This window comes from Pseudoalteromonas rubra (assembly GCF_004212645.1).
Lineage (GTDB): Bacteria > Pseudomonadota > Gammaproteobacteria > Enterobacterales > Alteromonadaceae > Pseudoalteromonas > Pseudoalteromonas rubra_G.
In genome coordinates, this window is sequence record NZ_PPUZ01000040.1 from 41,449 (window position 1) to 65,490 (window position 24,042).

Annotated in this window: 22 protein-coding genes and 1 pseudogene; 8 read left to right on the forward strand and 15 right to left on the reverse strand. The window is 50.0% G+C overall.

Annotation, left to right across the window (positions count from 1 at the left end; translation table 11 throughout):
- Nucleotides 1-215 precede the first annotated feature (215 nt).
- Complete coding sequence (locus tag C3B51_RS15255; RefSeq protein ID WP_125721624.1) at nucleotides 216-1,109, forward strand: hypothetical protein; 894 nt, start codon at nucleotides 216-218, stop codon at nucleotides 1,107-1,109.
- A gap of 355 nt (nucleotides 1,110-1,464) precedes the next feature.
- Here C3B51_RS15255 and C3B51_RS15260 read toward each other — a convergent pair whose 3' ends face one another.
- The 9 genes and pseudogenes from C3B51_RS15260 to C3B51_RS15300 all read right to left on the reverse strand — a co-directional run bounded on the left by C3B51_RS15260 (nucleotide 1,465) and on the right by C3B51_RS15300 (nucleotide 10,798).
- Entirely contained in the window at nucleotides 1,465-4,599 is a 3,135-nt protein-coding gene (locus C3B51_RS15260; RefSeq protein ID WP_130245613.1) for a hypothetical protein, read from the reverse strand.
- Between the two features lie 209 nt (nucleotides 4,600-4,808).
- Nucleotides 4,809-5,297, reverse strand: a pseudogene (locus tag C3B51_RS15265) (DUF523 domain-containing protein).
- Between the two features lie 103 nt (nucleotides 5,298-5,400).
- Nucleotides 5,401-5,700 carry a DUF3088 family protein gene (locus tag C3B51_RS15270; protein ID WP_130245614.1) on the reverse strand — a complete coding sequence of 100 codons (300 nt, stop codon included), beginning with the start codon at nucleotides 5,698-5,700 and terminating at the stop codon, nucleotides 5,401-5,403.
- An 84-nt stretch (nucleotides 5,701-5,784) separates the two neighbouring features.
- Entirely contained in the window at nucleotides 5,785-6,012 is a 228-nt protein-coding gene (locus C3B51_RS15275) for a hypothetical protein (protein ID WP_130245615.1), read from the reverse strand.
- Nucleotides 6,013-6,209: 197 nt separating this feature from the next.
- A complete protein-coding gene (locus C3B51_RS15280) occupies nucleotides 6,210-6,530 on the reverse strand; it encodes a DUF6482 family protein (RefSeq protein ID WP_130245616.1) in 321 nt (106 codons plus the stop codon).
- A gap of 356 nt (nucleotides 6,531-6,886) precedes the next feature.
- On the reverse strand, nucleotides 6,887-7,639 hold the full coding sequence (locus C3B51_RS15285; protein ID WP_130245617.1) for a hypothetical protein: 753 nt from the start codon (nucleotides 7,637-7,639) through the stop codon (nucleotides 6,887-6,889).
- A 126-nt stretch (nucleotides 7,640-7,765) separates the two neighbouring features.
- Entirely contained in the window at nucleotides 7,766-8,575 is an 810-nt protein-coding gene (locus tag C3B51_RS15290; RefSeq protein ID WP_130245618.1) for an ABC transporter permease, read from the reverse strand.
- A gap of 116 nt (nucleotides 8,576-8,691) precedes the next feature.
- Nucleotides 8,692-9,729: an NAD(P)H-dependent flavin oxidoreductase gene (locus tag C3B51_RS15295; protein ID WP_130245619.1), complete on the reverse strand. Its 1,038-nt coding sequence runs from the start codon at nucleotides 9,727-9,729 to the stop codon at nucleotides 8,692-8,694.
- Nucleotides 9,730-9,811: 82 nt separating this feature from the next.
- Entirely contained in the window at nucleotides 9,812-10,798 is a 987-nt protein-coding gene (locus tag C3B51_RS15300) for an alpha/beta fold hydrolase (RefSeq protein WP_130245620.1), read from the reverse strand.
- A 198-nt stretch (nucleotides 10,799-10,996) separates the two neighbouring features.
- Here C3B51_RS15300 and C3B51_RS15305 point away from each other — a divergent pair, with 198 nt between their 5' ends.
- Both C3B51_RS15305 and C3B51_RS15310 read left to right on the forward strand, forming a co-directional pair.
- Complete coding sequence (locus C3B51_RS15305; protein WP_130245621.1) at nucleotides 10,997-11,179, forward strand: alternative ribosome-rescue factor A; 183 nt, start codon at nucleotides 10,997-10,999, stop codon at nucleotides 11,177-11,179.
- 81 nt (nucleotides 11,180-11,260) lie between these two features.
- The gene (locus tag C3B51_RS15310; protein WP_046003562.1) at nucleotides 11,261-11,635 is read left to right on the forward strand and encodes a PH domain-containing protein; all 375 of its coding nucleotides are present in this window, start codon (nucleotides 11,261-11,263) and stop codon (nucleotides 11,633-11,635) included.
- Here C3B51_RS15310 and C3B51_RS15315 read toward each other — a convergent pair.
- Nucleotides 11,613-12,311 carry an ArsR/SmtB family transcription factor gene (locus tag C3B51_RS15315; RefSeq protein ID WP_130245622.1) on the reverse strand — a complete coding sequence of 233 codons (699 nt, stop codon included), beginning with the start codon at nucleotides 12,309-12,311 and terminating at the stop codon, nucleotides 11,613-11,615. The two genes, C3B51_RS15310 and C3B51_RS15315, sit on opposite strands and share 23 nt — an antisense overlap.
- Nucleotides 12,312-12,392: 81 nt before the next feature.
- Between C3B51_RS15315 and C3B51_RS15320 the strand changes: the two genes are divergently transcribed.
- Both C3B51_RS15320 and C3B51_RS15325 read left to right on the forward strand, forming a co-directional pair.
- Nucleotides 12,393-12,725, forward strand: a complete 333-nt coding sequence (locus C3B51_RS15320) for an NIPSNAP family protein (protein WP_130245623.1) — start codon at nucleotides 12,393-12,395, stop codon at nucleotides 12,723-12,725.
- Entirely contained in the window at nucleotides 12,722-13,042 is a 321-nt protein-coding gene (locus C3B51_RS15325) for an antibiotic biosynthesis monooxygenase family protein (RefSeq protein ID WP_130245624.1), read from the forward strand. Before C3B51_RS15320 ends, C3B51_RS15325 begins: the two co-directional genes overlap by 4 nt.
- Here C3B51_RS15325 and C3B51_RS15330 read toward each other — a convergent pair.
- The 3 genes from C3B51_RS15330 to C3B51_RS15340 form a co-directional block, all read right to left on the reverse strand.
- Entirely contained in the window at nucleotides 13,039-15,300 is a 2,262-nt protein-coding gene (locus tag C3B51_RS15330; RefSeq protein ID WP_130245625.1) for a tetratricopeptide repeat protein, read from the reverse strand. The two genes, C3B51_RS15325 and C3B51_RS15330, sit on opposite strands and share 4 nt — an antisense overlap.
- A 79-nt stretch (nucleotides 15,301-15,379) precedes the next feature.
- Nucleotides 15,380-16,135 (reverse strand): DsbC family protein, encoded by a 756-nt coding sequence (locus C3B51_RS15335; protein ID WP_130245626.1) that lies wholly within the window; start codon nucleotides 16,133-16,135, stop codon nucleotides 15,380-15,382.
- A 117-nt stretch (nucleotides 16,136-16,252) separates the two neighbouring features.
- On the reverse strand, nucleotides 16,253-17,227 hold the full coding sequence (locus C3B51_RS15340) for a winged helix-turn-helix domain-containing protein (protein ID WP_165389170.1): 975 nt from the start codon (nucleotides 17,225-17,227) through the stop codon (nucleotides 16,253-16,255).
- Nucleotides 17,228-17,368: 141 nt separating this feature from the next.
- Here C3B51_RS15340 and C3B51_RS15345 point away from each other — a divergent pair, with 141 nt between their 5' ends.
- Complete coding sequence (locus C3B51_RS15345; protein WP_130245628.1) at nucleotides 17,369-18,325, forward strand: bile acid:sodium symporter family protein; 957 nt, start codon at nucleotides 17,369-17,371, stop codon at nucleotides 18,323-18,325.
- Here C3B51_RS15345 and C3B51_RS15350 read toward each other — a convergent pair.
- Both C3B51_RS15350 and C3B51_RS15355 read right to left on the reverse strand, forming a co-directional pair.
- Nucleotides 18,322-19,083 carry a J domain-containing protein gene (locus C3B51_RS15350; RefSeq protein ID WP_130245629.1) on the reverse strand — a complete coding sequence of 254 codons (762 nt, stop codon included), beginning with the start codon at nucleotides 19,081-19,083 and terminating at the stop codon, nucleotides 18,322-18,324. The genes C3B51_RS15345 and C3B51_RS15350 overlap by 4 nt on opposite strands.
- Entirely contained in the window at nucleotides 19,076-20,935 is a 1,860-nt protein-coding gene (locus tag C3B51_RS15355; RefSeq protein ID WP_165389171.1) for a molecular chaperone HscC, read from the reverse strand. The genes C3B51_RS15350 and C3B51_RS15355 overlap by 8 nt, the downstream gene beginning before the upstream one ends.
- Nucleotides 20,936-21,002: 67 nt before the next feature.
- On the opposite strand from C3B51_RS15355, the gene ctlX reads away from it, so the two are divergent.
- Together ctlX and C3B51_RS15365 are read left to right on the forward strand one after the other, a co-directional pair.
- Complete coding sequence (ctlX, locus tag C3B51_RS15360; RefSeq protein WP_130245647.1) at nucleotides 21,003-21,917, forward strand: citrulline utilization hydrolase CtlX; 915 nt, start codon at nucleotides 21,003-21,005, stop codon at nucleotides 21,915-21,917.
- Nucleotides 21,918-21,974: 57 nt separating this feature from the next.
- Nucleotides 21,975-23,441, forward strand: coding sequence for an alanine/glycine:cation symporter family protein (locus C3B51_RS15365; RefSeq protein WP_240701913.1), 1,467 nt, complete (start codon nucleotides 21,975-21,977; stop codon nucleotides 23,439-23,441).
- Nucleotides 23,442-24,042 lie beyond the last annotated feature (601 nt).

Sequence of the window (24,042 nt, forward strand, 5' to 3'; positions counted from 1 at the left end):
ACAACGGATTTTTTACTGTTTAACCTTTGTGCCGACGGTGCACAGCGCAGGCTTTGAACTGACTGTGACCTGGTGAGGAGAATTTTTAACTGCATAGCTACTTAGTGGTCCAAAATTTGCTGCGCAACGGCCATAGACGTTTCAATTGCATGTGGTTAAGTGGAATATCCATGCAGTTATAACGGTTAAGATCAAACCTCAAAAGGAGCTGAATTGTGCAAATATCTCATTCTCACAGTGCTACGGAGCAATACTACAACCGCACTCCGGCTGGTAAGCCTGTGCAACCAAGCAAAGACGCCGATGAACTATCGGCAGGCAAGTCCCTGTCCACACGGTTAGAAGGTAAACAAAACCTGACGTACTTACTCAAGAGCGATCACATCAGAGTGGCCAGTGAAGAAGAGATGAATATGCTGAAACAGGACATGCATGCGCTATCTTTAGGTGCAAAAGACTTGGCGGATCATTATCAAAAGCATGGCCAACAGCAAGACGTGAGGGCAATGATCAAAATTGACGGTCAGGTCATGGCATATCTGAAGGAAGATGGTTCTTTTGCTGGGCACAAAGGCGTAGAGGACTTGTTTAGACAAGCCGGTGGAGATATTGAAAAGTTGCAGTCACTGATTGAACAGCATTACCCGCAAAGCGGTGAGGTTGAGTTTTTCGAACCGGGAGAAGGGCCGACCAATGCAGATGTGTTTGAGTGGTTTAATGGGCGTTCTTATCAGGCTTTTATCAGTGAGCAGGTAGCCAGCCGAAAAGAGGCTGAATACACTCAGCAGCTGGCGCAGGATGAGGCATACCGACGTAAACTGATGTTCGAGCAGAGCCCTCAAACGGCGGTGTTCCGTGTTGGCGGCGCTGTTGTGGGTAGCATGGATGATAAGGGCTTTGCAGATGTTGGCCAAGCCCTGGCATCACTTGCCGATGAGCGCGGGGTTGAGCGAACACAGCTGAAATCGCTGTTTACGGTAGACTTGGACAGAACGCCGGATGAATACAAAGCTCTGCTCAGCGATGTATTTGGTGATGATGTACAGCTCGATACTTTCAGCATTGAGCAGGCGCCAAGCCGTGCTGAGGTGCGCCGTTTAAGCCAGTGAACCCACTAAACAGATACATTGCCGCCAGTATGGCTTTATACCAATTTCACTCAATACCTGTTCAATTTGACGGAGCAAATATGACGCTAACTGTGTTAAAAATTTCTCATTTAGAACCTTTACCTAAGGTATAAGTTCGCAAATTTTTGCCTGGTTATCGAACATATTTTCTCGCCTCAAAATAGAGCACTTAATTAGGCAAACTGGTATTAATTGAGCGTGTGAGCGGAGTGAGTTCAGCGTTGAGTATCCACCGAGAATAGAAAGGGCCGCTTTTAGGCGGCCCTTTTTGCTTTATGTGGGTTTATCACTGGCGTTACTGGTACACCTTGTGTGCCAGTCACTGTTTAGCAGGTCAGTAATAAGAGGCCGATAAACACACGTCGCCAGTACAGGTTACGCCTTGGTCTAGTTCAAAATAATACAGTTGTTCAATTGTACTGACATCGATGTGCGACAAGGCGTTGTCGTACAGGTACAGGTAGTTCAATTGGCTGTTATTGGTTAAATCAAGAGACGTGATCCGGTTACTCGTCAGGTTCAGATCCACCAGTGCATTATTGTCCGAGGTGTCCAGCCCCGTTAGCTGGTTGTTGCTGGCCAGTAAGGTATACAATGCAGCACTGTGAGTGATGTCAAGCTGAGCTATGTTATTCTCTCTCACATCAACATAGGTGAGTTCAGTTTGACCAGAAACATCTAATGTACTGAGCTGGTTGTTGTACACAGACAGGCTCTTTAACGCCGAATTGGTTGCCAGATTAAGCCCGGTCAACTGGTTGTAGTTAGCACTCATTGACCCGATTGCCGGACTTGCAGTGGTATCAAGGTGCGTCAGCTGGTTGTTGTCTACTTCCAGAGTAATGAGAGACGGAGTCAATGAAAGATTAAGTTCTGTCAGCTGATTGTCTACTGCCCGCAGCTCGGTGAGTGCATTATGACTGCCCAGTGTCAAAGAGGACAATTGATTGTAGTTCACATTGACACTGGAAAGGGCTGGGTTGTTGCTCAGGTCCAGCTCTTTTAACTGGTTGTTGGAGGTGTCAAGCTCAGATAGCAAAGGTGCGTTTGTAACGGTGAGTGTGTTGAGCAGATTGCTGTTCAGGTATAGGTATTGCAGTTCGGGTTGGTCAGTAATGCGCATTGTAGCCAGTTGGTTATAGCTCGCACTCAGAGAGTACAATTTGCTATTGCTGCTAATGTCTAACTGTGTCAGTTGGTTATCAGATAGATAGGCCCGCTTTAATAGCGCATTGCCAGATAAATCGATATTGCTCAGCGGATTAAAGCTGACATCCAGGTCTCGCAGATTTGTATTGTATGAAAGGTCAAGACTGGTAAGTTGCGACCACCAGACGGTGAGGGTTTCTAGTTCGGGTACGTAAGACAGGTTCAGGCTGTTAAGTGGTACGCTGTCAAGCCTTAGCTCAACGAGTTTAGGGTGCGCAGATAAATCTAGCGTACTTATCGGAACTGATCGCAACTCCAGGCGCTCAAGTAGCGGCAACTTAGATAGTGCCAGATTGTCCAGTTGAGGACTGCTTACCCTGAGTCCTTTTAAGCCGGGGGCGGCAGACACATCCAGTTGAGTCAGTGACCAGGCAATAACGCTCAGCTGTTCAAGCTGAGTGTTATTGGATAAGTCGAGCGCGTTAAGTTGTCCGCTTGTAACCGACAACTTTTCAAGTAGCGGATTATGACTAATATCCAGGTTTTGTATGTCCCACGCCGTGACTTGCAGCTCTGTCAGCGAAGTCTGTTTAGAGACATCCAGTGTATCGAGTTGCGAGTCATATATTTTCAGTGTTTGCAGTGCCGCGTTGTTGCTTACATCCAGTGCTGTGAGGATATCGCTTTCGATTTCAAAGTGAGTCAGTGCGATGTTTTTTGACACGTCTAATTTCGCTAAACTATCTGCAAACACCGCGAGTTCTTTCAGGCCTGTGTTTTGGTCGAGTGTGATGTTTGTCAGCTGGGAGCCTGAAACAGATAGCTTAGTGAGCGCTTTGAAATTTGAAAAGTCCAGCTGGGTAAAATTATTACCAGAGACAGAGAGTTCAGTCAGCGCATCATTTACTGGAAAGTTTAGCTGTTTTAGCGGGTTGCTCGACAGATGAAGTGCAGCCAGCATGGGATTATGCGAGATATCCAGTTCACTCAGCATGTTGTTTCGTACATTGAGCTCTGTGAGATTAGGCAACTTAGATAAGTCCAGGGCGGAAAGTTCATTATATCCAAGCTGCAAATTAGTCAGTGCTGGGTTATTAGACAGGTCAATGGTGGTTAACGCATTGCTCCACAGGTCCAGTGATTGTAAACGCGGATTGTTGTCCAAATTAATGTGGGTTAGCGCGTTACGGGACAGGTTGATGCTTTCCAGTGCGCTATTTTTGCTAAGATCAATTTCTGTAAGTTGATTACCGGCTACCCCCAAGTGGACAAGTTGTGTGGCATGACTTAGATCCAGCTGAGTCAGCTGGTTGCCATACATATCCAGGCTGTTCAATTGTGGCGTGTTTGCTAAGTTCAGGCTTGATAGCTCAATGTCGTAAAGGTGCATATTAACTAGCGCAGAATTGTGTGATAGATCCAGTTCTGAGATTGCAAGGCGATTAAGCCACAGGTTATTGAGCTTGGTATTGTTAGAAAGATCCAGAGTGGTTAATGATGCACTTTCAAGGCTCAAACCTGCAAGGTTTATGTTGGTGCTGAGATCGAGACTCGACAGAGCCTGACTGTTTACTGACAGTGAGGTGAGCTCTGGGTTGTTAGACAAATCCAGCGCTTCTAATTGAGCAGAGGAGACCGACAGGTCAATGAGTTGCTTATTTTGTGAGATATCTAATGACTGAAGTTGGCTGTCAGTCACGAACAAGGACTCAAGTTTTGTGTTGTTTGATACATCAAGCGCTGTAAGCAGCGGGCTTGAGATCCACAAAACCTCTAATTCTGAATTTCCTGAGACATCCAGACTGGTTAAACGCTCGCCATACAAGTCTAAAGATTGCAGCTTTCTAAAGTGCTTGATAGTCTCGGCGCTACTGATAGGTTTGTCACAGTACAAATGAGTCACTTCGTCAGCGTACTGATAGCCACCATTGAGGGCTAAACATTGCGCGAGTGCCGGGTCCATATCCAGCTCGCTGAGTTTAAGGCGGGGTTTAAACTGGATCTCAACAGTACACGCTGCCTGCATATTTTCAATGGTATACAGGTCGCCATCCAGTGTGCCGCCGCACCCGGTGGCTGAGTCTGAGTAATAGCCCTCGTCAGGCTCGAGTATTAAAGTGACATAACCACCTTTACGCACAGATTGTGTAGCGGGAGTGACGCTGCCAGAGCCGCTAATATTGGTAGTCAGAGTAAAGGTTTCAGCTGGTGTTGTGAGCGTTGATTGGTTTGTATTATCCGCGTTGTTACTGCCTCCGCCACAACCACTCAAAGTAAGGGAGAGCAGGGCTGCCGCAGGGAAAATTCGTCTGTATGTCACTGGGTACTCCAAAGGTTTGACTAGTAGATCGCCATATCGCAGCGACTCGCATGGGGCTGAGTTGGTTATGACTTGGCGATGAATTGGCCTATTGTAATCGTGTATTCGAAGAAAAAATACAGTTTATGTAATGAATTGTAAGTTTATTGGTGGCTTATCTGTTATAAATCAGAGTATTAACTTTTTTATTTTGGGTGTTTCGTTGTCAATTATCCATGTTCTTGCAGTAAATCTCGTAACTGAGCTATCGCGTGTTGGCTGAACACTTTAATTCCGCTGCGCGCCAGTAACGCTGCGGTTACTCCTTAGCCATTGAGTTTGACACCACTGAATGTGCCGTCGTAAATGTGTGTACTGCCGCATGAAGGGCTTCCCTCAGCAAGTACTGCATATTTTATTTGCTGTTGCTGGCACAGCAGTAATGCGTTTTCAGCCCCCTTAATAAATGGTGCTGTGACATCAGTTCCATTACCTTCAACGACTCTGGCTGAGCCGTAGAGCACGTCCTGGCCTTGCCCTGCGATGATCTCGGCCGGGGCTCTGGGCGTGGGTAACCCTGCCGATACTTCGGGGCAAAGCACAACCAGCTTCATATTAGATTGCAGCCAGTGTAAATCGGATTCGGGGATCGACAAACAACTGGCATTGTAGCGAACTTTGTTGCCAAGCAGGCAGGCGCTAATGAGTACTTTTTCCATTAGAGATCCCTTTTAAAATAGTCAGAACAATATATGAACTCGGCTGGTTTAATGTATTGTATTGCAAATAAAAATGCTCGACAGGTGCGCGTTTTTAAACGGCTTAGGGGTGTACGCTGGCACCACCAAACTCTTTAGCAAGATAGTTGATTATCTCTATGGGGTCAGTGATTGTATGGTTTTTATCCAAAATCAATATAGGCAGCCACTGCCTTTCTTCACCCAAAATCGCAACAACTTCACTGCGCGGTTTTGGAAAGTCGATACGGTGAATATCGATAGCACTTTGCCAGTGCGGATTGGCCGATAGCGCACCTTCTATTAACGCACAATGTGAACAAATCCACATTTTCCCGGGCCCATCCTCGAACGGCATTTTCAGCACAAATAATTTTGCTTTCATTGACTTAAAGCACATTTATACAATTAATTATGGGGGGGAGCTACAGCCAGGCGGCATGGTGCAAGTGGTTATCTGCCAATCTGGTCAGTCACCGCCACCACCACCATCAGAACCGCCACCACCATCAGAACCGCCGTTGTCCAGCTCAATACTCAACTCGGATTTACCTTTAGATGTGTTAAAAGCACTCAGAATAAAAATAACACCGCCAGCTATTATTAACCAGCCTATTTGTTCAGGTGGCTCAGAAGTCAGTTTTTCATATCCAATATAAGTCACTGCAAAGCCAGCAATGAGAGGTACCAGTTTCATTTGAACTCCCTGTGAATTTAGGCGCGAATTAGCAGGTGTCTATTTTGATGTGCTCGTTAGATTTTGCAACCTCGGATAGTCATTTCATACATGCGCAATCATAAAACTCGACTGTAAAGTACATATTAGGTCAAAGCTGAGGTCCACTCAGTAGAATTTTGTAGCAACAAGGTACTCGTCTATATTTTGCTAAACGCTCAGTGCAGGTATTTGGGCAAAGCATAGGGGTTTTTGCCCAGCGGGACTTCTAGTCTGTTGCTATTTTTTTTGGGAGCGGATCCTATCATTTCGTCGTAAGCGCTTTCATGCCTGAGGACTATTTCATTGATATCAAATTGCTCAAAGAGCTCTCTCATCTCGGTTAAGTTTCTGGTCAGCAGGGTTGTTTTTTCATCCTTCCAGACGGTATGTTCTGCACCATTGATTAGGACAATTGCTTGGTACAGCGCTTGATCAAGGGAGTTGATGATGAGCTTATCAATTTTTTTTGCTGCCAGGTTTTTATAGTATAGCTTCATGTCTTTATTACCATGTATGTCTTGGTTGGTAACAGAGTAATGGTTTGTGCCAGTTACTCACGCTGGTTTAGTTTGAAATGTATGGTGAGCGAGCAATCCGCGCTCTTTGGTCGCTTGCTTATGCTCAAACTTAGTACGAACGTTAAACAGGCTAAGATCAAGCGACCTGGGGCTTTTATTGGCTGTAGGTACCGGGCACACTTTTACTGCAACTGGTTCGTTATTATTTTCAGAAGTGTTGTTGGTGCTAATATCGAAATTTACTCTCCAGGCGACACCTGTAAACAATTGTCTGCGTTTGAGTACCAAAAGCGAGCTGTACTCTATTCGTGGCAGGTTTACTTTGCTTGTGTCACTCAAGCTGAAAATTTAGGCTCTGCTTTGGCTTTCAATTGTGCAACTATGCCTTGCTCCCAAGCATATTGGCTTTTTGAGCGCCATTCAAACCCACCCGTTTTACTCTCATTAGCGCTTGCAATTTGGTTCATCATCGATTTAAAGTCGATAATATCTGCAAAGTTCTGATTGTTTACATCATACTTGCCCCAATACTGGCTTTTACCCGAGTCACCTCGTTGAATGTGAAGTCCTTCGATAAAGTGCGCTTTAAAATCTTGTGCCGCCTTCACCAGGCTATTGTTACTGTTGAGGTGAGTTTCTATCACATCACGCTGCGCATCCGATAGCTGGCCTGTAGCAACCAGAACACCTTGGTCATTCACCGAAAATCCCCAGTCTTTATGACTTAATTCAGGAGATTCACTCAGAATGTTTTGTTCTACGCCTGAGTAAGCCTGAAACATACGCTGAGCCGCTTTGGGTGTGTCACTATAAAGCTTGTCCATAGAGGTAAAAATCGCTTCAATTACACCTCGGTGCGATTCAAAAGCAGGAGGAAGGTTTAAGCGCCCATCCGCTGTGTAATTTGCTTTTTCATAATCAGAAAAGTCGGCGTTTGAGCGAGTGAATATGTCATCGGCAAGGACCGTATTCAGTGTGTCATCCTGGTTTTTAGTCTCGCCTTGACGAAGTGCTTTATTACGCTGGAGCGCAGGAGCAGTTTGATTACTGGCATATTGACTTGCGCCATAATTATTACTCACCTTCATGTCATATTCCTTATTTCACGATAGTATGTTCTTAGGTTGTTCATCGACTTAAAGTTCGGAAACTTAAGTAAAAAATCCATTCCAACTTAAGTAATGTATTAATATTTCTCTTTAAGCGCCAGAAGATTAGCCACGTTCGGTTACTCCTTGCTCCAAACACTCGGCGTGCAGCTTGCCCTGCGGGCTAATCACGCGACGCACGGCAATAAACAAGCATACGGTAATAGACACACTCATCATGACCCAGACGGCTATCATGATCATCACCTGGTATTTGATGGCGACCATGGGGCTGGCGCCGCCGAGGATCTGGCCGGTCATCATGCCGGGTAACGACACCAGGCCGGTGGTGGCCATGGTGGCCAGAATGGGTGCAAGCGCCTTTTGCAGCGCGTTTTGTACAAAGGGCAAAGTGGCTTCGCGCACCTGTGCACCCAGCGACAATGCGGCCTCATACTCTGGCCAACGGGTTTTAAAGGCATCGAAGAAGTGTTGCAGGCAAACGATGTTGGCATTGAGGCTGTTGCCCAGCAACATGCCCGCCAGTGGGATCAGATACTGAGCATGGTAATAGGGCGTTGGCTGGATAATTACCAAAGTGACAAAGCTTAACAGAGGTAAGAGTCCGGCACACAATCCGGTAAACACGGCCACAAAGAGCGGACGCCTGGGCAGGCGGGCTTTACTGAGAATCGCGCTGCTGCCGATGAGCAGCATTACCAGCAACCAGGCGAGGTTTACCCAGAGATTATTGAGGGTAAACAGATATTCCAGATACAGGCCGACCAGCAATAACTGTACGATCATGCGGATCAGTCCAATCACGGCTTCTTTGCCAATATTGAGCTGATACAGCGCGTTGATAGCAAAGGGCAGCAGCAGGGTCAGGCTGAACAAGCCCAGCTGCCACCACTGGATGTCGATTACCTGTTGCATCTGGGTGTCTGGCTATTATAAGTGTTTTAATTACAGTCGATTATTACACAGACAGCCAGTTAAAATCACCCCGTGACTTTGCTTGCTAAAACCACGATACGCGCAGTTATTGCAAATCATTCTGCCAGTAGTTTGCTTACCCGGGCGTGCTCGGCTTTCGCTTCGGTCATGACTCGGTCGATCAAGACCTCGACGGGTTCGATGTCGCGGATCATCCCCTGCGACTGGCCAATAAACTGGACGCCCTGTTCCAGGTCGCCTCTGATGGTGGCGGCTTCCAGCTTTTCGGTAGCGGCACCAAAGAGGGTCAGCATACGGATTTTGTCGAACTGAGCCAGTAAGCCCAGTAGTAATTTCCACAGTGGCATATCGACCATTTTTGAGGCTTTAAAGGACTTAAAAACGGCCACGATGGGATTCATCGGGCGGCGGGTGGCTTTTTCTGCCATCGGAGTTTTCATTACCCGGGCGTAGAGGCCATCGAAGTTCTTAGAGTAAATGGTGTCGGCGACCTTTTTATCGACCACCGCCTGTTTAACATTCTGGTGGACCGGGCTTTGCGTGCTGGTTGCCAGACGGGAGCCCATGGCAACGGCATCGGCCCCCAGTGCCAGAGCAGCCAGCAAGCCTTTACCATCGGAAAATCCACCTGCTGCAATCACCGGAATGTCGACCAGCTCAACAATGTTGGGCACCAGGCACAGGGATGTGACCTCACCCCCATGTGCGGCGGCTTCGTGGCCAGTGACCAGCAGGGCATCTGCGCCACTTTTTTGCGCGGCCAGTGCATGCTTTTCGGTCACGACTGTGGCGATGGTTTTGCCACCGTAACGTTTTACGCCTTCCACTATCCAGTCGCCTTTACCCAGCGAAAAGTTAATCACTGGCACTTGTTCAGCCAGCGCGACCTTGGCGTTTTCTTTTGCGCCGGGCATCAGCAAAGTGATCCCAACGCCAAAGGGCTTGTCGGTGAGGGTGCGAATTCTGGCAATGGCCTGACGGGTTTGCTCCTGCGTTAACGGTCCGGTGGCTAAGATCCCAAGACCGCCGGCATTGGAGACTGCTGCAACCAGCTCAGGAACTGAAATCCAGCTCATGCCAGGTAAGACGATGGGTTTTTCTATGCCCAGTAAGTCGGTAATAGGTGTTTTCATGTTGATGATTTTAACTGGTCTGATGTGTTGTAAGCATACCGGGAAAATCACCTGGAAGAAAAGCGAATATTTTATAAAGGGGTTAGCTGGATGGGTCGGGCTTACAGGTGGGTGCCGAAACTGACTCGGTTTGTTCTGCTGCCGCCTTTTTCTTACGCTTCTTTTTAAGTCGTTTGAGTTCGGCCTTTTTTACGTGTTTGGCAATCCATTTGGCCATTTTGCCCATCAGTATAGGCGGAAAGTCATGTCCCAGGCCCTCTACCACTTTTAGCCGTGCCTTGCGGATCTCGGCGGCGGTTTGCTCACCCGCAGTAAGCGGAAAAATCGGGTCATGGGTGCCGTGGATCACTAAGGTAGGCGCCTTGATCCGGGTTAACAGGTGGCGTCGGTCGCCGCTCGCGGTGATGGCGGCCAGCTGGCGTTTAAACCCTGCTGGATTGTGGGCCCGGCTGATATGCATGGTGGCCTGCTCTCGCAGGGTGTGCTCGTCTCGTGGATAGGCGGGGCTGCCAATTAGCTGATTAAGCCTGACATTATATGAAATTGCGGCCTGTCGACAGTTGTCGCGGGGCGTGAGTCGTGCCAGTTTGATCAGAACCCCCAGGCTTTTTCCTGAAATTAACTGATTGTTTGAATTAGACATGATTAAAGTCAGACTGAGCACTTTTTTGCGCTCCTTGGCGGCTAAAATCTGCGCTATCATGCCGCCCATAGAGGCGCCAACCAAGTGGGCTTTTTTAATTTTAAGTGCCTTCATCAGTGCCAGTACATCGTCTGCCATATCTTCGAGCGAGTAGGGCGCTTGCTTACCAAAGGGGACCTTGCGGCGTAACCAGGTTTTAAACAGATTGGGGGTGCCGTAGTCGTCCAGATGGCTCGACAAGCCGCTGTCGCGGTTATCGAAGCGGATCACTCTGAAGCCTTTGTCTACCAGACCAAAATACAGCTCATCGGGCCACACCGTCATTTGTGCGCCCAGCCCCATGATCAAAATAATGGCGGGTGCATGTCGGTTACCACAATCCTGATAGCTCAGGGTAATGCCGTTTGAGGTTTTAATGCTGCGCATAGGGTTTTATAGGGCGACGCTACGGTTAAGAAAAAAGTATAGCGCATAAAGAGTTACAATCTTGAGCTGAAGGCGGAATGAACAAAAAAATTTTTACGAAAAAAGTAAAAAATTGACTTGCGTGCGAAGGGGAATACATCAATAATCAGCGCGCCACAATTGGTGGTTATTTAAACTAAATTCAGGAGTAAAAAGAGTATGGCAAGCAAACGCCGCCAGTCCCACGAACATTTACGGGGCGACATTAAAGACAACGCTTTAAAAGCTTTGGTAACCAGCCCGCTGTTTAGAAGCAAAGTAGAGAAAAGTAAAAAAGGCAAAGGCAGCTACCGTCGTAAGGACAAACACCAGGGCCGAGAGCCTTACCTTATGGCAGCTTAGGCGAGCAATAAGATAAGGCTTTCGACAAACAGCGGTTATGTTACTAAGCTTGTGGCTGATTAAATAAAAAGGAGCAACCAGATGGGACTGTTAAGTGGGTTACTAGGCAATGCCAGCGAAGTAGACAGCGATGAGCTGGATAAACTACTCAACGATACCCTGATCGAGGGAGAGAGCGTGGCACAGGCCTATAAAGTGATCCGGGATATGTTTGTGTTTACGAACAAACGTCTGATCCTGATAGACAAGCAGGGAGTCACCGGCTCGAAAGTCGAAATGCTGAGCATTCCGTACGGTAAAATCACCAAGTTTAGCAAGGAGTCGGCGGGTCATTTTGACCTGGACGCGGAGCTGAAAATCTGGATTGGTTCAGAGCCCGAGCCGCTGACCAAAGAGTTTAAAGCGGGCGATAACATCAATCAGGTCTATAAAATCATTTCTCAGTATTGCCTGTAAACGCAATACCATAGGTTTTTGCAAAGAGGTTGCCACGGGTTTTATCCAGGATAAGCGCCCGGGAGTCCGGCACTCTTTGCAGCCACCCTCGCTCAAGTGCATCATTTAAAATCCAGTGTCCCAGGCTACCTGCCAGGTGGTTGCGCCGCTCACTCCAGTCCAGGCAAGATTTACAGATCGGGCGCTTTTTTTTCCTAAGTGTTTGAACGCAGACACCCAGTTGCTCAAAAAAGGCGGTCCCCTTTGGAGTCAGCAGGGTTTCAGCTTGTTGGTCTTCGATGTAGTTAGCTTCAGTCAGCGCGTCATAAAGCTGTATACCCAGCTCACCCGCAATATGGTCATAACAGACGCGTGCTTGTCGTAAGTAGGGGTCCGCTGGCCCCGTGTGTGTTTTCAGTGTTATTTCACTACTAAGCGTCAATAGTTGCTCGATTAACCCTGCAACTTTTTGACTCTTCAGTTGGAAGTATTTATGCCTGCCTTGTTTTCTGACCGACAGTAGTGAGCCTTCAACCAATTTCGCCAAATGGCTGCTGGCAGTCTGGGCAGTTATGTCCGCTTCCAGTGACAGCTCCGTTGCTGTCAGCGCTTTACCCGACATGAGAGCGATGAGCATACGGGCTCTGGCGGGCTCGCCAATTAAGCTGGCGATCAGGGTGATGTCGGGTTCGTGCATAGGAATAGTTCGATACAGGCCGAAGCATAGCTATTGGGTGGTCTGTATAGTGCCTAAAAACACTAACGGAGACAATGCACTATGATCACATGTTTTATCGAATATCAGTTAGACGCAAGCAAACTGGCGCTGTTTGAGCAATATGCCCGAAACTGGGGGGAGATCATCCCAAGGTGTGGAGGCGAGCTGGTTGGCTACTTTTTACCACACGAAGGCACCAATTTTGTGGCTTATGGCTTGATCAATTTTGCCAGCCTGGCCGAATACGAGGCGTATCGGGTTCGGCTCAAGGCAGATCAGCAAGGCCGGGATAATTTTAACTTTGCGCTTAAAGAGCGGTTTATTTTGCAGGAAAAACGCAGCTTTCTCTCCTGTGTTCCGCAGACGTTTTTGCAAGGAGTGAGAGCAAAGTGATAGCCGTTATTTTTGAAGTGACCCCGCACAGAGACAAGCGACAGATTTATCTGGATGTCGCGGTGGACCTTAAATCCAGGCTACAAGAAATAGACGGGTTTATATCCATAGAAAGGTATCAAAGCCTGAACGACCCTGATCGATTACTTTCACTCTCGTTTTGGCGGGATGAGACGGCGGTGCAGCAATGGCGAACGCAGGAAGAGCATCGAGCAGCCCAGCAACAGGGGCGGGAGCACATCTTTGAGCATTATCGCATTCGCGTGGCTGCGGTGGCGCGCGATTATGGCAGCCATGATCGGGCGCAAGTGCCTTAGCTAACCGTCTGAGGCAACTCAATCACCATTTTCAGCCCGCCCAGCTCACTGTGTTGGGCATAAATGGTGCCCTGATGCGCTTCGATCAGGCTTTTGCAAATAGCCAGGCCCAAGCCTGAGCCGCCGGTGCGTCGGCTGCGAGATTTTTCGACCCGAAATAGCCGTTCGAATATCTCGCTCAGGTGCTCATCTGCAACGCCCGGTGCGGTATCTTCCAGGGTAATGTGGATGTGCTGGCGTTGCTGCCAGACCGTTAGCCGTTGTTTACCCGGTTTATCCGTATATAGCGTACTGTTGGCAATCAAATTAGTGAGCACCTGCTTGATGCGATCGACATCCCAGCTGATGGTGACTTCGCCGCTGAGCTGAATATGCGCTTCCCAGTCAAAGCCTTTGCCGTGCGTAAACTGAGCAAATTCCTGCTCCCACAGTGCCATCACTTCGGTCAGGTTACATTGCACCAGATTCAGGTGCAAACTTTGTGAATCGGCCATCGCCAGTTGGTGAATATCCGAGATAAGGCGGTTGATATCCGACAGCTTACGATTGATGGTGTTGTATGAGGCGTCTACATCCTGAGCGATGTTGAATTGTAATGCCTCAACCTGTAACTGTAACGCGGTCAGTGGTGTGCGGATCTCATGGGACACATCCGCCAGCATTGCATTCTTTTTATCCACCACTTCTTGTAATAGGGTTGCCCGCTCCGCGGCCAGTTTGCGCTTTTTAACCTGCCGATAGGCAAGTGCCGAAATCAGAATAAACAAGGCAGCAGACGCCAACCACCAGGCGCGCAGCTGCCACTCTCTCTGGCTGAGCTCAGCCTGATGAAGCGCTCTGTCCAGGTTCAGGCTTTCAATTTCCTGTTGCTTACGCATAAATTCAACTTTGCTTTGCAGGGCTGCCAGAGTGAGATTATGCTGGTTCTGCCCCAGGGCATCGCTCAATGTGTGGTAAGCCTGAGTTTCGGCCAGTGCCTGCTGATGTAACTCGAGCGCCTCAAAAGAGGTTGCGCGCAACTCATGGAGTTCAAGTTGATGCTTTTTGTCCTGCATTGAAGTGGCGGCAGCCAGTGCCGTGTCGCTCAGTGCGATGGCATCTTCATGGCGTTGTTGTGCCTGCGCCAACTTGATAGTGCTGATCTGCAACAGGACCATGATTGACTCAAACTGGTGTTGGCTGGCCAGTGCCAGCCCCTGCGCCAGATGTGTTTGTGCTTCACTGAGGTTATTTTGCTTCAGTGCAATTAGACCTTGCAGGTTGAGCACTCTGGCCTGGCCGGTTTTTGAGTCAACTTCCAGATAGAGTCCGTACGCTTTTCGTGCATAGTGTAGCGCAGTCTCATATTCCTGACGTTCCAGTTCGATATAGCCAATCTTCATGGCACTGTTGCCAATGTATAGTTTGTTCCCAAACCTGATGTCTATTTCGTGGGCTTGCTGAAAATGCGGCAGAGCTTGCTCAAAGTTGCCCATTTTTCGATACACTTCGCCCGTTTCGTATAGGGCATCGGCAATGCTCGGCTGGTTGTCCAGTTTGGTTGCCAGCTCAAAGACCTGAGTCAAAGTCGCCAGAGCGGTGGTGTAATCACCTAAAATAGCCTGGATAATCCCCAAGTTTTGTAAAGCACTGAGGTAGAGTAAGTCTTCACCGAGATCTCGTAACACATTGGTTGAGCGCTGAGCGATTTGCAGTGCCTCGATATATTTATCCTGACGCCTAAGCACGGAAGATATTCGTTCATAGGACCTGGCCATCAGTTCGTTGTGACCAATTGACTGAGCTTCTTCCAATGCGTCCCGGTAAAGCTGCTCGGCAGTAGAAAAATGGCTTTGTTGATCGGCTAAAAATCCACGCATCAGTATGGCCTGAATATGATGATAGGCACCATCATCGACCTGCGCACGTTCTGCATACTGGGTTACGGTGGCCTCTGCCGCCTCATAATCCCCCTGCCGTATATACAAAAAAAACAAAGCTTCAAGGGCCTGAAGGTGGATATCGGGCGCTTCGGGCACGGGCATGTCGAGCAATGACAAATAGGCGTCTATGGCAGCTTGTTTACTGAGTGTTTGAGCATGGGCGAGTTGCTGGCGTGCGACCAGCTCCGCGTCTGAGGGCGGGGTTGCTGAGCTGTTTTGGGCCTGCGCAGGCGGCATGCCGAACAGTGTCAACAGCAGCATTAACGTGCCTGCACGCAGCCATGCCAGCGGACAAAAAGAGCCAAATTTACGACGAGTATGACAACTATCCAGCATGGTATCCTCAGAGCAACACGCGAAGGTGCAAGCCAATTATGCTGTCATACTAACCCGATTTATCCTGTGCTCTCAATAGCTAAAGCTTTTCCAGTCGCGCAACCAGCTCCCTGGCTGGTACGTAGCCTGGTAAGGCTTCTCCATTTGGCAGCAAAATGGTTGGTGTGGACTGAAAACCAAATTGCCTGGCCAGTGCGACCTGGGTATCCAGTGAGTGTTGACACTGGGCATTTTGCAGTGGTGCAGGCGAGCTGCGCATGGCGGCATCCATGGCCTGATTCGGCCGCTCGGCGCACAGTGTTGCCGCCGTTTTTTCATAAGCCGGGCTGCCGGCACGGCCTCTGGGGAGCATCACATAATGAACGGTGACGCCGAGCTGATTGAGCGCGGGCAATTCTTTGTGAAACTTACGACAATAAGGGCAGTCGATATCGGTAAACACGGTAATGCTATACTGCTCGTTGTTTGCCGGGTAAGTAAGCAGTTGCTCATAAGGGATGTTGGCCATGCTCTGCTGGTTGGCAATTTGCTGTATTTTGGCAATATGATCTACCCGGCTGCGCACATCGATGACACGGCCGCTGAACAGGTAATTGCCATCTTTTGACAGCAGCAAGTGTTCATTACCCAGATTGAGGCGATAAAAGTCATCCGAGTAAGGGTGCAGTTCAAAGTCAATGTCTGTGCCCGTCAGCGCCCGCAATTTAGTTTTTGCTTGTTCCATCGGGCTGGCGGGTGTTGCAGAGGCTCGGTGCTCGGGGTCAGCTGCCAAGGGAGAGGCGCTTAGCAGGGCGGTGCCAAGCAGCAAAGTAGAGAATGTACAGGACAAAGTCATGGTGATTATTCCGGTTGTGATTAAGTTACACCGGTTATAACGCGTGCTGCTGAATAGGGCTTATAAATTCGTCTGAAGCTATCTATAATCTTCTATCAAAGCAATAAAATCAGTGAGTTAAGCGAGTTTCTCTCGAGCGACCTGAACATCGTGACTCGCAGGACACAGGCGCATCGAAGTCGGCCCCGGCTGGGTCAGCTGCTTGCACAGCGTGGCCTGCTTTGAGTGTGTATCGGGCGTTGTGATCAGCTGCACGCTGGTATTTTGCAATGTGGGGGAGTGCAAAGGTGCCGGCTGCGCTAAGATTAAATCGGCTATGCGCTGTTGCATGACCACTGCGCTGCAAATCGCCTGCTCATCGATTGCTTGTTGCCCCTGAATGGCAAAGTCCAGCGCTTCGGTAAAGCGGGCCTGGCTGGCATAAAGGCGGCTCAGCACGTCAGCTGCCTGGGAAAAGTAATAACTGTTAACGGGGCTTTGCTGCACAACCTGGCTGGCATAATGCTGCGCTTGTGCTGTTTCATCTAATTGCAGCAAGGTTTCGGCCATCAACAGTTGTGCTTCAACGGAGTCCGGGTTTTCTTGCAGGCTAAATGTCAGCCATTGTTGTGCGTGAGCATAATCCTGCTGCTCAAAGGCCACAATGGCCTTGTGATAGGCCGACAATGCCGGCAGCATAGCCGATGTGGCAGCAGGCGGGTTCAGGTTACCCAGAAAAGCGGTGGTAACCGCGCCCAGTATAAGCGTGACCGAAGCCGCTATGGCAATGAGAGGGCGTGAAGAGGACGATGAAATCATGGTCGTTTTGACTTGCCAGCAGTAACCCTGATTTGGGAAGGTGCGGATCATATCCTGATCGGGGGCGAGCTTTCTGAGCTCGCTGATCAGCTGAAACAAACGATGGTCCTGAACCTGTGTATGGCCCCAGACGGCGTTGATGATCTCCTGTTTGGTCACCACAGTGTTGGCATTTTGTAGCAGGTAACACAGCACTTTGGCGGCTTTCGGGCGCAGCTCCAGTGGCTGTTTGCCTTGTTTTAGCGTGTGTGTCTGGCAATCAAAACGATAAGATAAAAAGCGGTACTCGGCCATGTCATTCCTTCGCATAAATCCACGATACTGGACCTAACTCTATCACACAGCGTAAAAAATACGAGCGCAGAGGCAGGATTTGTTTTGCGCGGTAATTGCGGTATAACTGAGCCACCTTAACTGCCAGACCGAGCGCCTTATATGCTGCGTTTAACCATCCAACTGTTTCCGCTCTGGGCTATTTTGCTCAGTGCCTTTGCCCTTTTTACTCCCGAGCCGTTTGTGGCGCTCAAAGCCAGCATTATTCCTTTGCTCGCCTTTATTATGCTGACCATGGGATTAACCCTGACTCCGGCGGACTTTCGTCATGTACTAACACAACCCAAAGCGGTGCTGGTTGGTCTGGTGTTACAGTTTAGCGTGATGCCGCTGGTGGCTTTGCTGGTAGCCACCTTGTTGCAGTTTGATGCCGATTTGACCTTAGGTATGGTGCTGGTGGGCTGTGTGGCTGGCGGCACAGCCAGCAATGTAATGTGTTTTCTGGCCAAAGGTGATGTCGCCTTGTCTATTTCTATGACGGCCATCAGCACTCTTGCAGGCGTAGTACTGACTCCTTTGCTGGTTGAGCTGCTGGCCGGGCAGGTGGTGGATATTCCGCTTATGGGCATGATGCTGAACCTGGTTAAAATTGTTCTGATCCCGGTGGTATTGGGTGTGCTGCTGAACCATTTTTTTCGTGCCCCGATACAGCGCCTGGCGCCACTTTTGCCTTTGTTTTCAGTGCCGGCCATTGTGCTGATCATTGCCATTGTGGTGGCACTGAATGCAGCGACCTTACCGACCATAGGCCTAATTGTGGCGCTGGCTGTGGTGCTGCATAATACGACGGGGTTAGCGCTTGGCTACCTGGTGGCGAAGCAATTGGGGTTACCAGAGAAAAGCTGCCGCACAATTGCGTTGGAAGTGGGGCTGCAAAACTCCGGGCTGGCGGTTGCCCTGGCAATGAAGTTCTTTGCCCCGGCCAGTGCGCTGGCCGGTACCTTGTTCTCTGTGTGGCACAATGTCAGCGGCTCTGTGCTGGCAAGCTGGTGGCGTAAACGCAGCAGCGAAGAGCCATCTCAGCCTGCCGCGTCGTCAAATGAGGTGCCAGACGCTTAGAGTGAAATCATGATCAGGCCCAGCGCACAGAGTATAGTCAGGCCAATGAACAGGTTGGCGATGTTGCTGGTGTCGCCCACCGGCTCTATGCGTACTTCTGGCTCTGGCATTTCTTTGTGGGTCATATTGTAAAAGTCAGGATGGCCCACCTGCTGCTCCAGCGCTTGATCTTCTGCCCAGTCAAAATGCTGGTTCAGAAACACCAGGATCTCAATGTCCAGCGGGGTAACTTCCGCGCGCGCTGATTTTTGAAAATCCAGCACGGCATGAAATACCCGATGAGAAGCCGTGCGGCGATTTTGCATATCTACACAGGCCGGGTGTTCAATCAGCAGTTGCCAGGCACCTTGCTGGTTGCGCCGGTAGGCGTTATCCAGCAGCTCTGTCAGTTCTTTTTCGAATGCCTGCATTTCTTGAGCACCTTCATCGGGTGCTGAAACGTGTGTCTGTACAGGCTCACTATGAGGTTGCACAGTTATATCAGGTAAAACTTCCGGTGGGTTGTTTTGTGGGGTTACCTGTTCGATGGCCTGAACCGGTGGCACCTCCTCTGCACCCAGCTTTACGCGCTGCTGTGGTTGTTCTTCGAGTTGGGCCAGAGCTTCGTCATAGGCTGCCCGTAGTAGCTGAAACCCTTCAGGGTCTTCATCGGGTTTGCACAGCTTGAGCTTGCTCGTATAAGCACGCTTGATGGTCTTTTTGTCTGCACCGGGCTCAATGCCCAGTACGTCCCAGGGATTGTCTGTCACTTTATTCACCTAACTCTTTTAAAAATTGGGTAATGTCCTGATAGGTTTGCTCAATACGTTGGCTGTCCTGGCTTGCGAGTGCCGCTTCCCAGACGCTGATGAGCTCAGCTATTTGCTCACGATACTGAGCGCGGCTTTGCTCGTAAATACGCTCCAGTTTGGCCATCAGCAGGCGGTTATGCTGCTGATCTCTGGGGTGTACTTTGAGCTTTTGCATTTTCTCTTTCAGCTGGGCCTTTTCTTTGTCTGACAGCATCGAAGAAGACTGTTCAAAGGTCTGGCTGATGGTGTGCTGGGTTTGCTCCACGGTAATGTCTACATCCAGCAGGCCGCTGATATCGTAAGTAAAGCGTACGCGGACCATTTTGTCGTCGATATTGTCGGATTTGGGCAGCGGCACATCAATTTCACCCAGCTTGATGTTGTTTTTCACATAGCGGCTTTCACCCTGGTAAATGGTCATCAACAGGCGTTTTTGCGCTTTGTGGATAGGATAAAATACCTGCTCCTTACTGCATGGCAATACGGTATTGCGCTCAATAATGGGTGTAAAATAGTTGCCAACCTTACCATCGCTGTCGTGCTCATTGTGAGTGCCGGTCCCCAGGCTAAACGCCGAGACATCGGTCAGTACCACGTCATCCAGGGCTTCATTTTTGTCTACCAGGCCCGCCTGTATACCGGCGCCCATCGCCACCACCAAATCCGGGTCAAGCTGAGTAGTCGGAAAGCATTTGAGTGCTTTGATAAGGCACTGCTTATAAATGTTCATGCGCGATGCACCACCGACCATCACAATGTGGTCAATGTCTGAGGGGCTCAGTCCGGCATCGTTAAATGCCCGTTCAATGGGCGTGAGTAAGCGGTTGAGCAGTGGCTGGCAGATCTCGCGTATCTTCTCTTCGTTCAGCTCATAGCGCAGAGTTTGCTCGGCCAGCTCTATCTCAAAGTGCGGCTGTTTTTCGCCGCTTAAGCGGCATTTACACTCGTCAATCAGTCGGGTCAGGTTTTGTTGCTGATGCTCATTGAGCTGCTGTGGCTGCAGCCGGTGCTGACGCAGAAAATCCGAGATCAGCAAGCCGGTAAAATCTTCGCCGCCGAGGTGGTTGTCGCCTGCCGAGGCTTTGACTTCCATCACCCTGTCAAAGTATTCCAAAATGGTCACATCGAACGTCCCGCCGCCCAAATCCAGGATCAGGTAATGGGTGTCGTCTTCTTGTGATTGCAGGCCATAGGCCAGCGCCGCCGCGGTGGGTTCGTTGATCAGGCGCAGCACTTCCAACCCGGCCAGCTCTGCGGCCAGTTTCGTGGCCTTACGCTGATAGTCGTTGAAGTAGGCTGGTACGCTGATCACGGCTTGTGTAACGGGTTGCCGAAGCGTAGCTTCGGCATCCGCTTTTAGCGATTTCAGCACCAGGGAGGATAGCTCGGCGGCGCTATAGTGTTGCTTACCCAGAGTCACGGTACGTTGGGTACCCATATAACGTTTAAACAATGCCGTGGTGTGTAGCGGATGCGAGATCAGCCGCTCTTTAGCCGCTTTGCCCACTAATACCTCGCCGCTGTTGTCAACCCCAACCACCGACGGGGTCAGAGCTTCGCCCAGCGAATTGGCAATTAACACACTTTGTTCACCATCCCAGTAACTGATTGCGCTATTGGTTGTGCCTAAGTCGATACCTACCGTGATCATCACTACTTCCTGAGTTTGTAAATCCAGCGCATAGTGTATTTGCTTTGGGTAAGTGAGTAAATCACTGCAATAGTTTTTGCGTTTGTTTTCTTTATGAGCGATGGTAGATGAAAAAATATGCCAGGCGCGCGAGCGTCTAGCCTGTGCACCAGCCAAGTTTAGGTGCATGAATGACGCCATCTTGCCCGGCCAGACGGCGCGTGTTATCCGTATTTGTATTAGAGGTATTTTAGTTATGTTTCCACAAGCGCCCAGTGCCGTGGTGATGATCCGGCCACACCATTTTTTGCCCAATGAAGAAACCCGCGCCGACAACAGTTTTCAGTCTCAGGCACAGCAGTTCGATGGCGGGGTTAGCCAGCTGGCCTACGAGCAGGTAACGCGGGCAGCCGAGCAACTGGAGCAGGCCGGCGTGCGGGTGCACCTGTTCGAAGACTTAGGCACAGATACACCCGACTCGGTGTTTCCAAACAACTGGTTTTCCACCCATGCGGGTGGGCAAATCGCCATCTATCCCATGTATGCGAAAAACCGCCGCCGCGAGCGACGCACCGACATCATTGAGCTGTTAAAACGCGAGTATCGGGTGCAGGATGTGATTGATTACTCAGGCTTGGAATATGACAACCTATTTTTGGAAGGCACAGGCGCCATGGTGCTGGATCACATTGAGCGGGTTGCCTACACCGCCCGCTCAAAACGCACGGATTCCCACGTACTGGAGCGATTCTGTAGCCATTTTAATTTTGAGCCTATGGTGTTCGAGGCGCTCAGTGAGGGCGGCGTGCCGGTCTATCACACCAATGTGCTGCTGTGTGTGGGCAGTGACTATGCGTTGGGCGGGTTCGATATGATAGTTGACCCGGCGCGGCGCGCAGAAATCAAAAACCGCTTGCAGCTGGCTGGTAAAAAACTAATCGCTTTGAGTGAAGCCCAGATCAACGCATTTTGTGGTAACGCACTGGAACTGAGCGCAAGTGAAGGGCGGGTGCTGGCACTGTCGCAAACAGCGTATGACGCGCTAACGGCTGAGCAAATTGCGGTGCTGGAGTCCTGTGTCACTTTGCTGCCGCTGGAGGTTTCTGCCATTGAGCTGGCGGGGGGCTCGGTACGTTGTATGCTGGCGGGTGTGCACTTGTCCCGGCGCTAACGCAAGCGGCTGAATAAACATAATAAACACAACAACAATAACAACAGGCAGGTGACTATGATGGCATTTATCGTTGACCCGATTAACAATCTTTTGTGGGGGCAGGGCCAGATCCTCATTTACCTGCTACTGATCGCCGGGGGCTGGTTTACCTGGCGGCTGAAATGGGTGCAGTTTCGTCACTTTGGTCATATGTTCAGTGTGATGAAAGGCAGTATGAGCGGCGACAGCTCGGGGATCAGCTCTTTCGCCGCGTTATGCACCGGCCTGTCAGCGCGGGTCGGCACAGGTAATCTGGCGGGGGTGGCGATGGCCATTTCGCTGGGTGGCAGCGGCGCGGTGTTCTGGATGTGGGTGATAGCCCTGCTGGGCATGGCAACCGGCTTTGCTGAGAGTGTGCTCGGTCAGCTCTACAAAGTGCGCGATGAACATCGCGAATTTCGTGGCGGCCCGGCGTATTATATTCGTGCGGGGCTTGGCAAGCCTAAACTGGCCGTGGTGTTTGCGTTGTGTTTATTCCTCGGTTATGGCTTTAGTTTCAGCGCCATGCAGGCCAATACCATTGCCGAAGCGCTGAACAATACCTTTGCTATTAATCCGCTGTACACGGGCCTGGTGATCACTGTGCTGGCAGGCTCGATAGTGTATGGCGGGCTGCGCAGCATTGCGCGTTTTGCCGAGCTGATCGTGCCCTTTATGGGCCTGGCGTTTGTGGCAACCGCACTGCTTGTTCTTGTCCTCAATATTACCCAGGTGCCAGCCATGTTGCTGGATATTTTCCAGTCGGCATTTGGTCTTACAGAAGCCGGTGCCGGTGCTTTGGGGGCCGCCATTAAAAATGGCATTCAGCGCGGTTTGTATTCCAACGAAGCAGGTGCGGGTAGTGTGCCTCATGCGGCAGCCGGGGCAACGCCGGTGCCCAATCACCCGGTGGCCCAGGGCTATGTACAAATGCTGGGAGTATTTATCGATACCCTGGTGCTGTGCAGTTGTACCGCCGTGGTGGTATTGCTATCCGGGCTACCTGTCAGCGGTGAAATGGCCGGTATCAGCCTGACCCAGAATGCCATGCAGGCACATTTTGGTGAGGTGGGCGACTACCTGATAGCCGCCGCCATCACCTTGTTTGCCTTTACCTCTGTGGTTGCCAACTACGCGTATGCAGAAAGCAACCTGCACTTATTCAAGCTGGACAACAAAGCCGGGCGCCTCGGTTATACAAGCGTTTACCTGGCCATGGTGTTATGGGGCGCCAGCGCCACCTTGCAGCAAGTCTGGAGCCTGGCCGACATGGCCCTGGGCCTGATGACCCTGGTGAACATCTACGCCATCATCCAACTCACCCCGACGATTATGAACCTGACAAAAGACTACCAGAGCCAGCAAAAGTCAGCGAAGAAAATCCACTTCGACCCAAGCAAAGTCAACTACCAAGGCTACTTACACAAAGATGTTTGGGTTCAGCAAGACCGAAGCTACGCTTCGCAGCTTGCTGAACGCGAGACATGGAAGTCGAGCCGGTAGCCCTTCACATGGATGTGTGCCCACTCGTAGCTTAATAAAGACCGAAGCTACGCTTCGCAGCTATCGTGTAAAGCCAAGCTTTAGCTTGGTCTTTACGCAAGGTGAAATAAGCCATTTTAGAGATCCTGGCTCTGGTCACTTTGGTAGCCGGAGGCCCTCCATATGGATGTGCGCCCACTCGTAGCTTAATCAAGACCGAAGCTACGCTTCGCAGCTATCGTGTAAAATCAAGCTTTAGCTTGGTCTTTACGCAAGGTGAAATGAGCTATTTTAGAGATCCTGGCTCTGGTCACTTTGGTAGCCGGAAGCCCCCCACAAGGATGTGTGCCCACTCGTAGCTTAATCAAGACCGAAGCTACGCTTCGCAGCTTGCTGAACGCTCACCCATGGACGGGTGAGCCGGTAGCCCTCCACAAGGAGGTGTGTCCACTCGTACCAGAGATTAAGTATCTCTTTTTTGGCGAACTGTGGTGTAAAGTCAAGCTTTAGCTTGGCCTTTACGCAAGGTGAAATGAAATAGAGATACCGGCTCACGGCCGGTATCTCTGTTATGCAGCAGTTTAGTCCGGTGTTTGGTTGCAGTAGCCCAGCTTATGCGGCC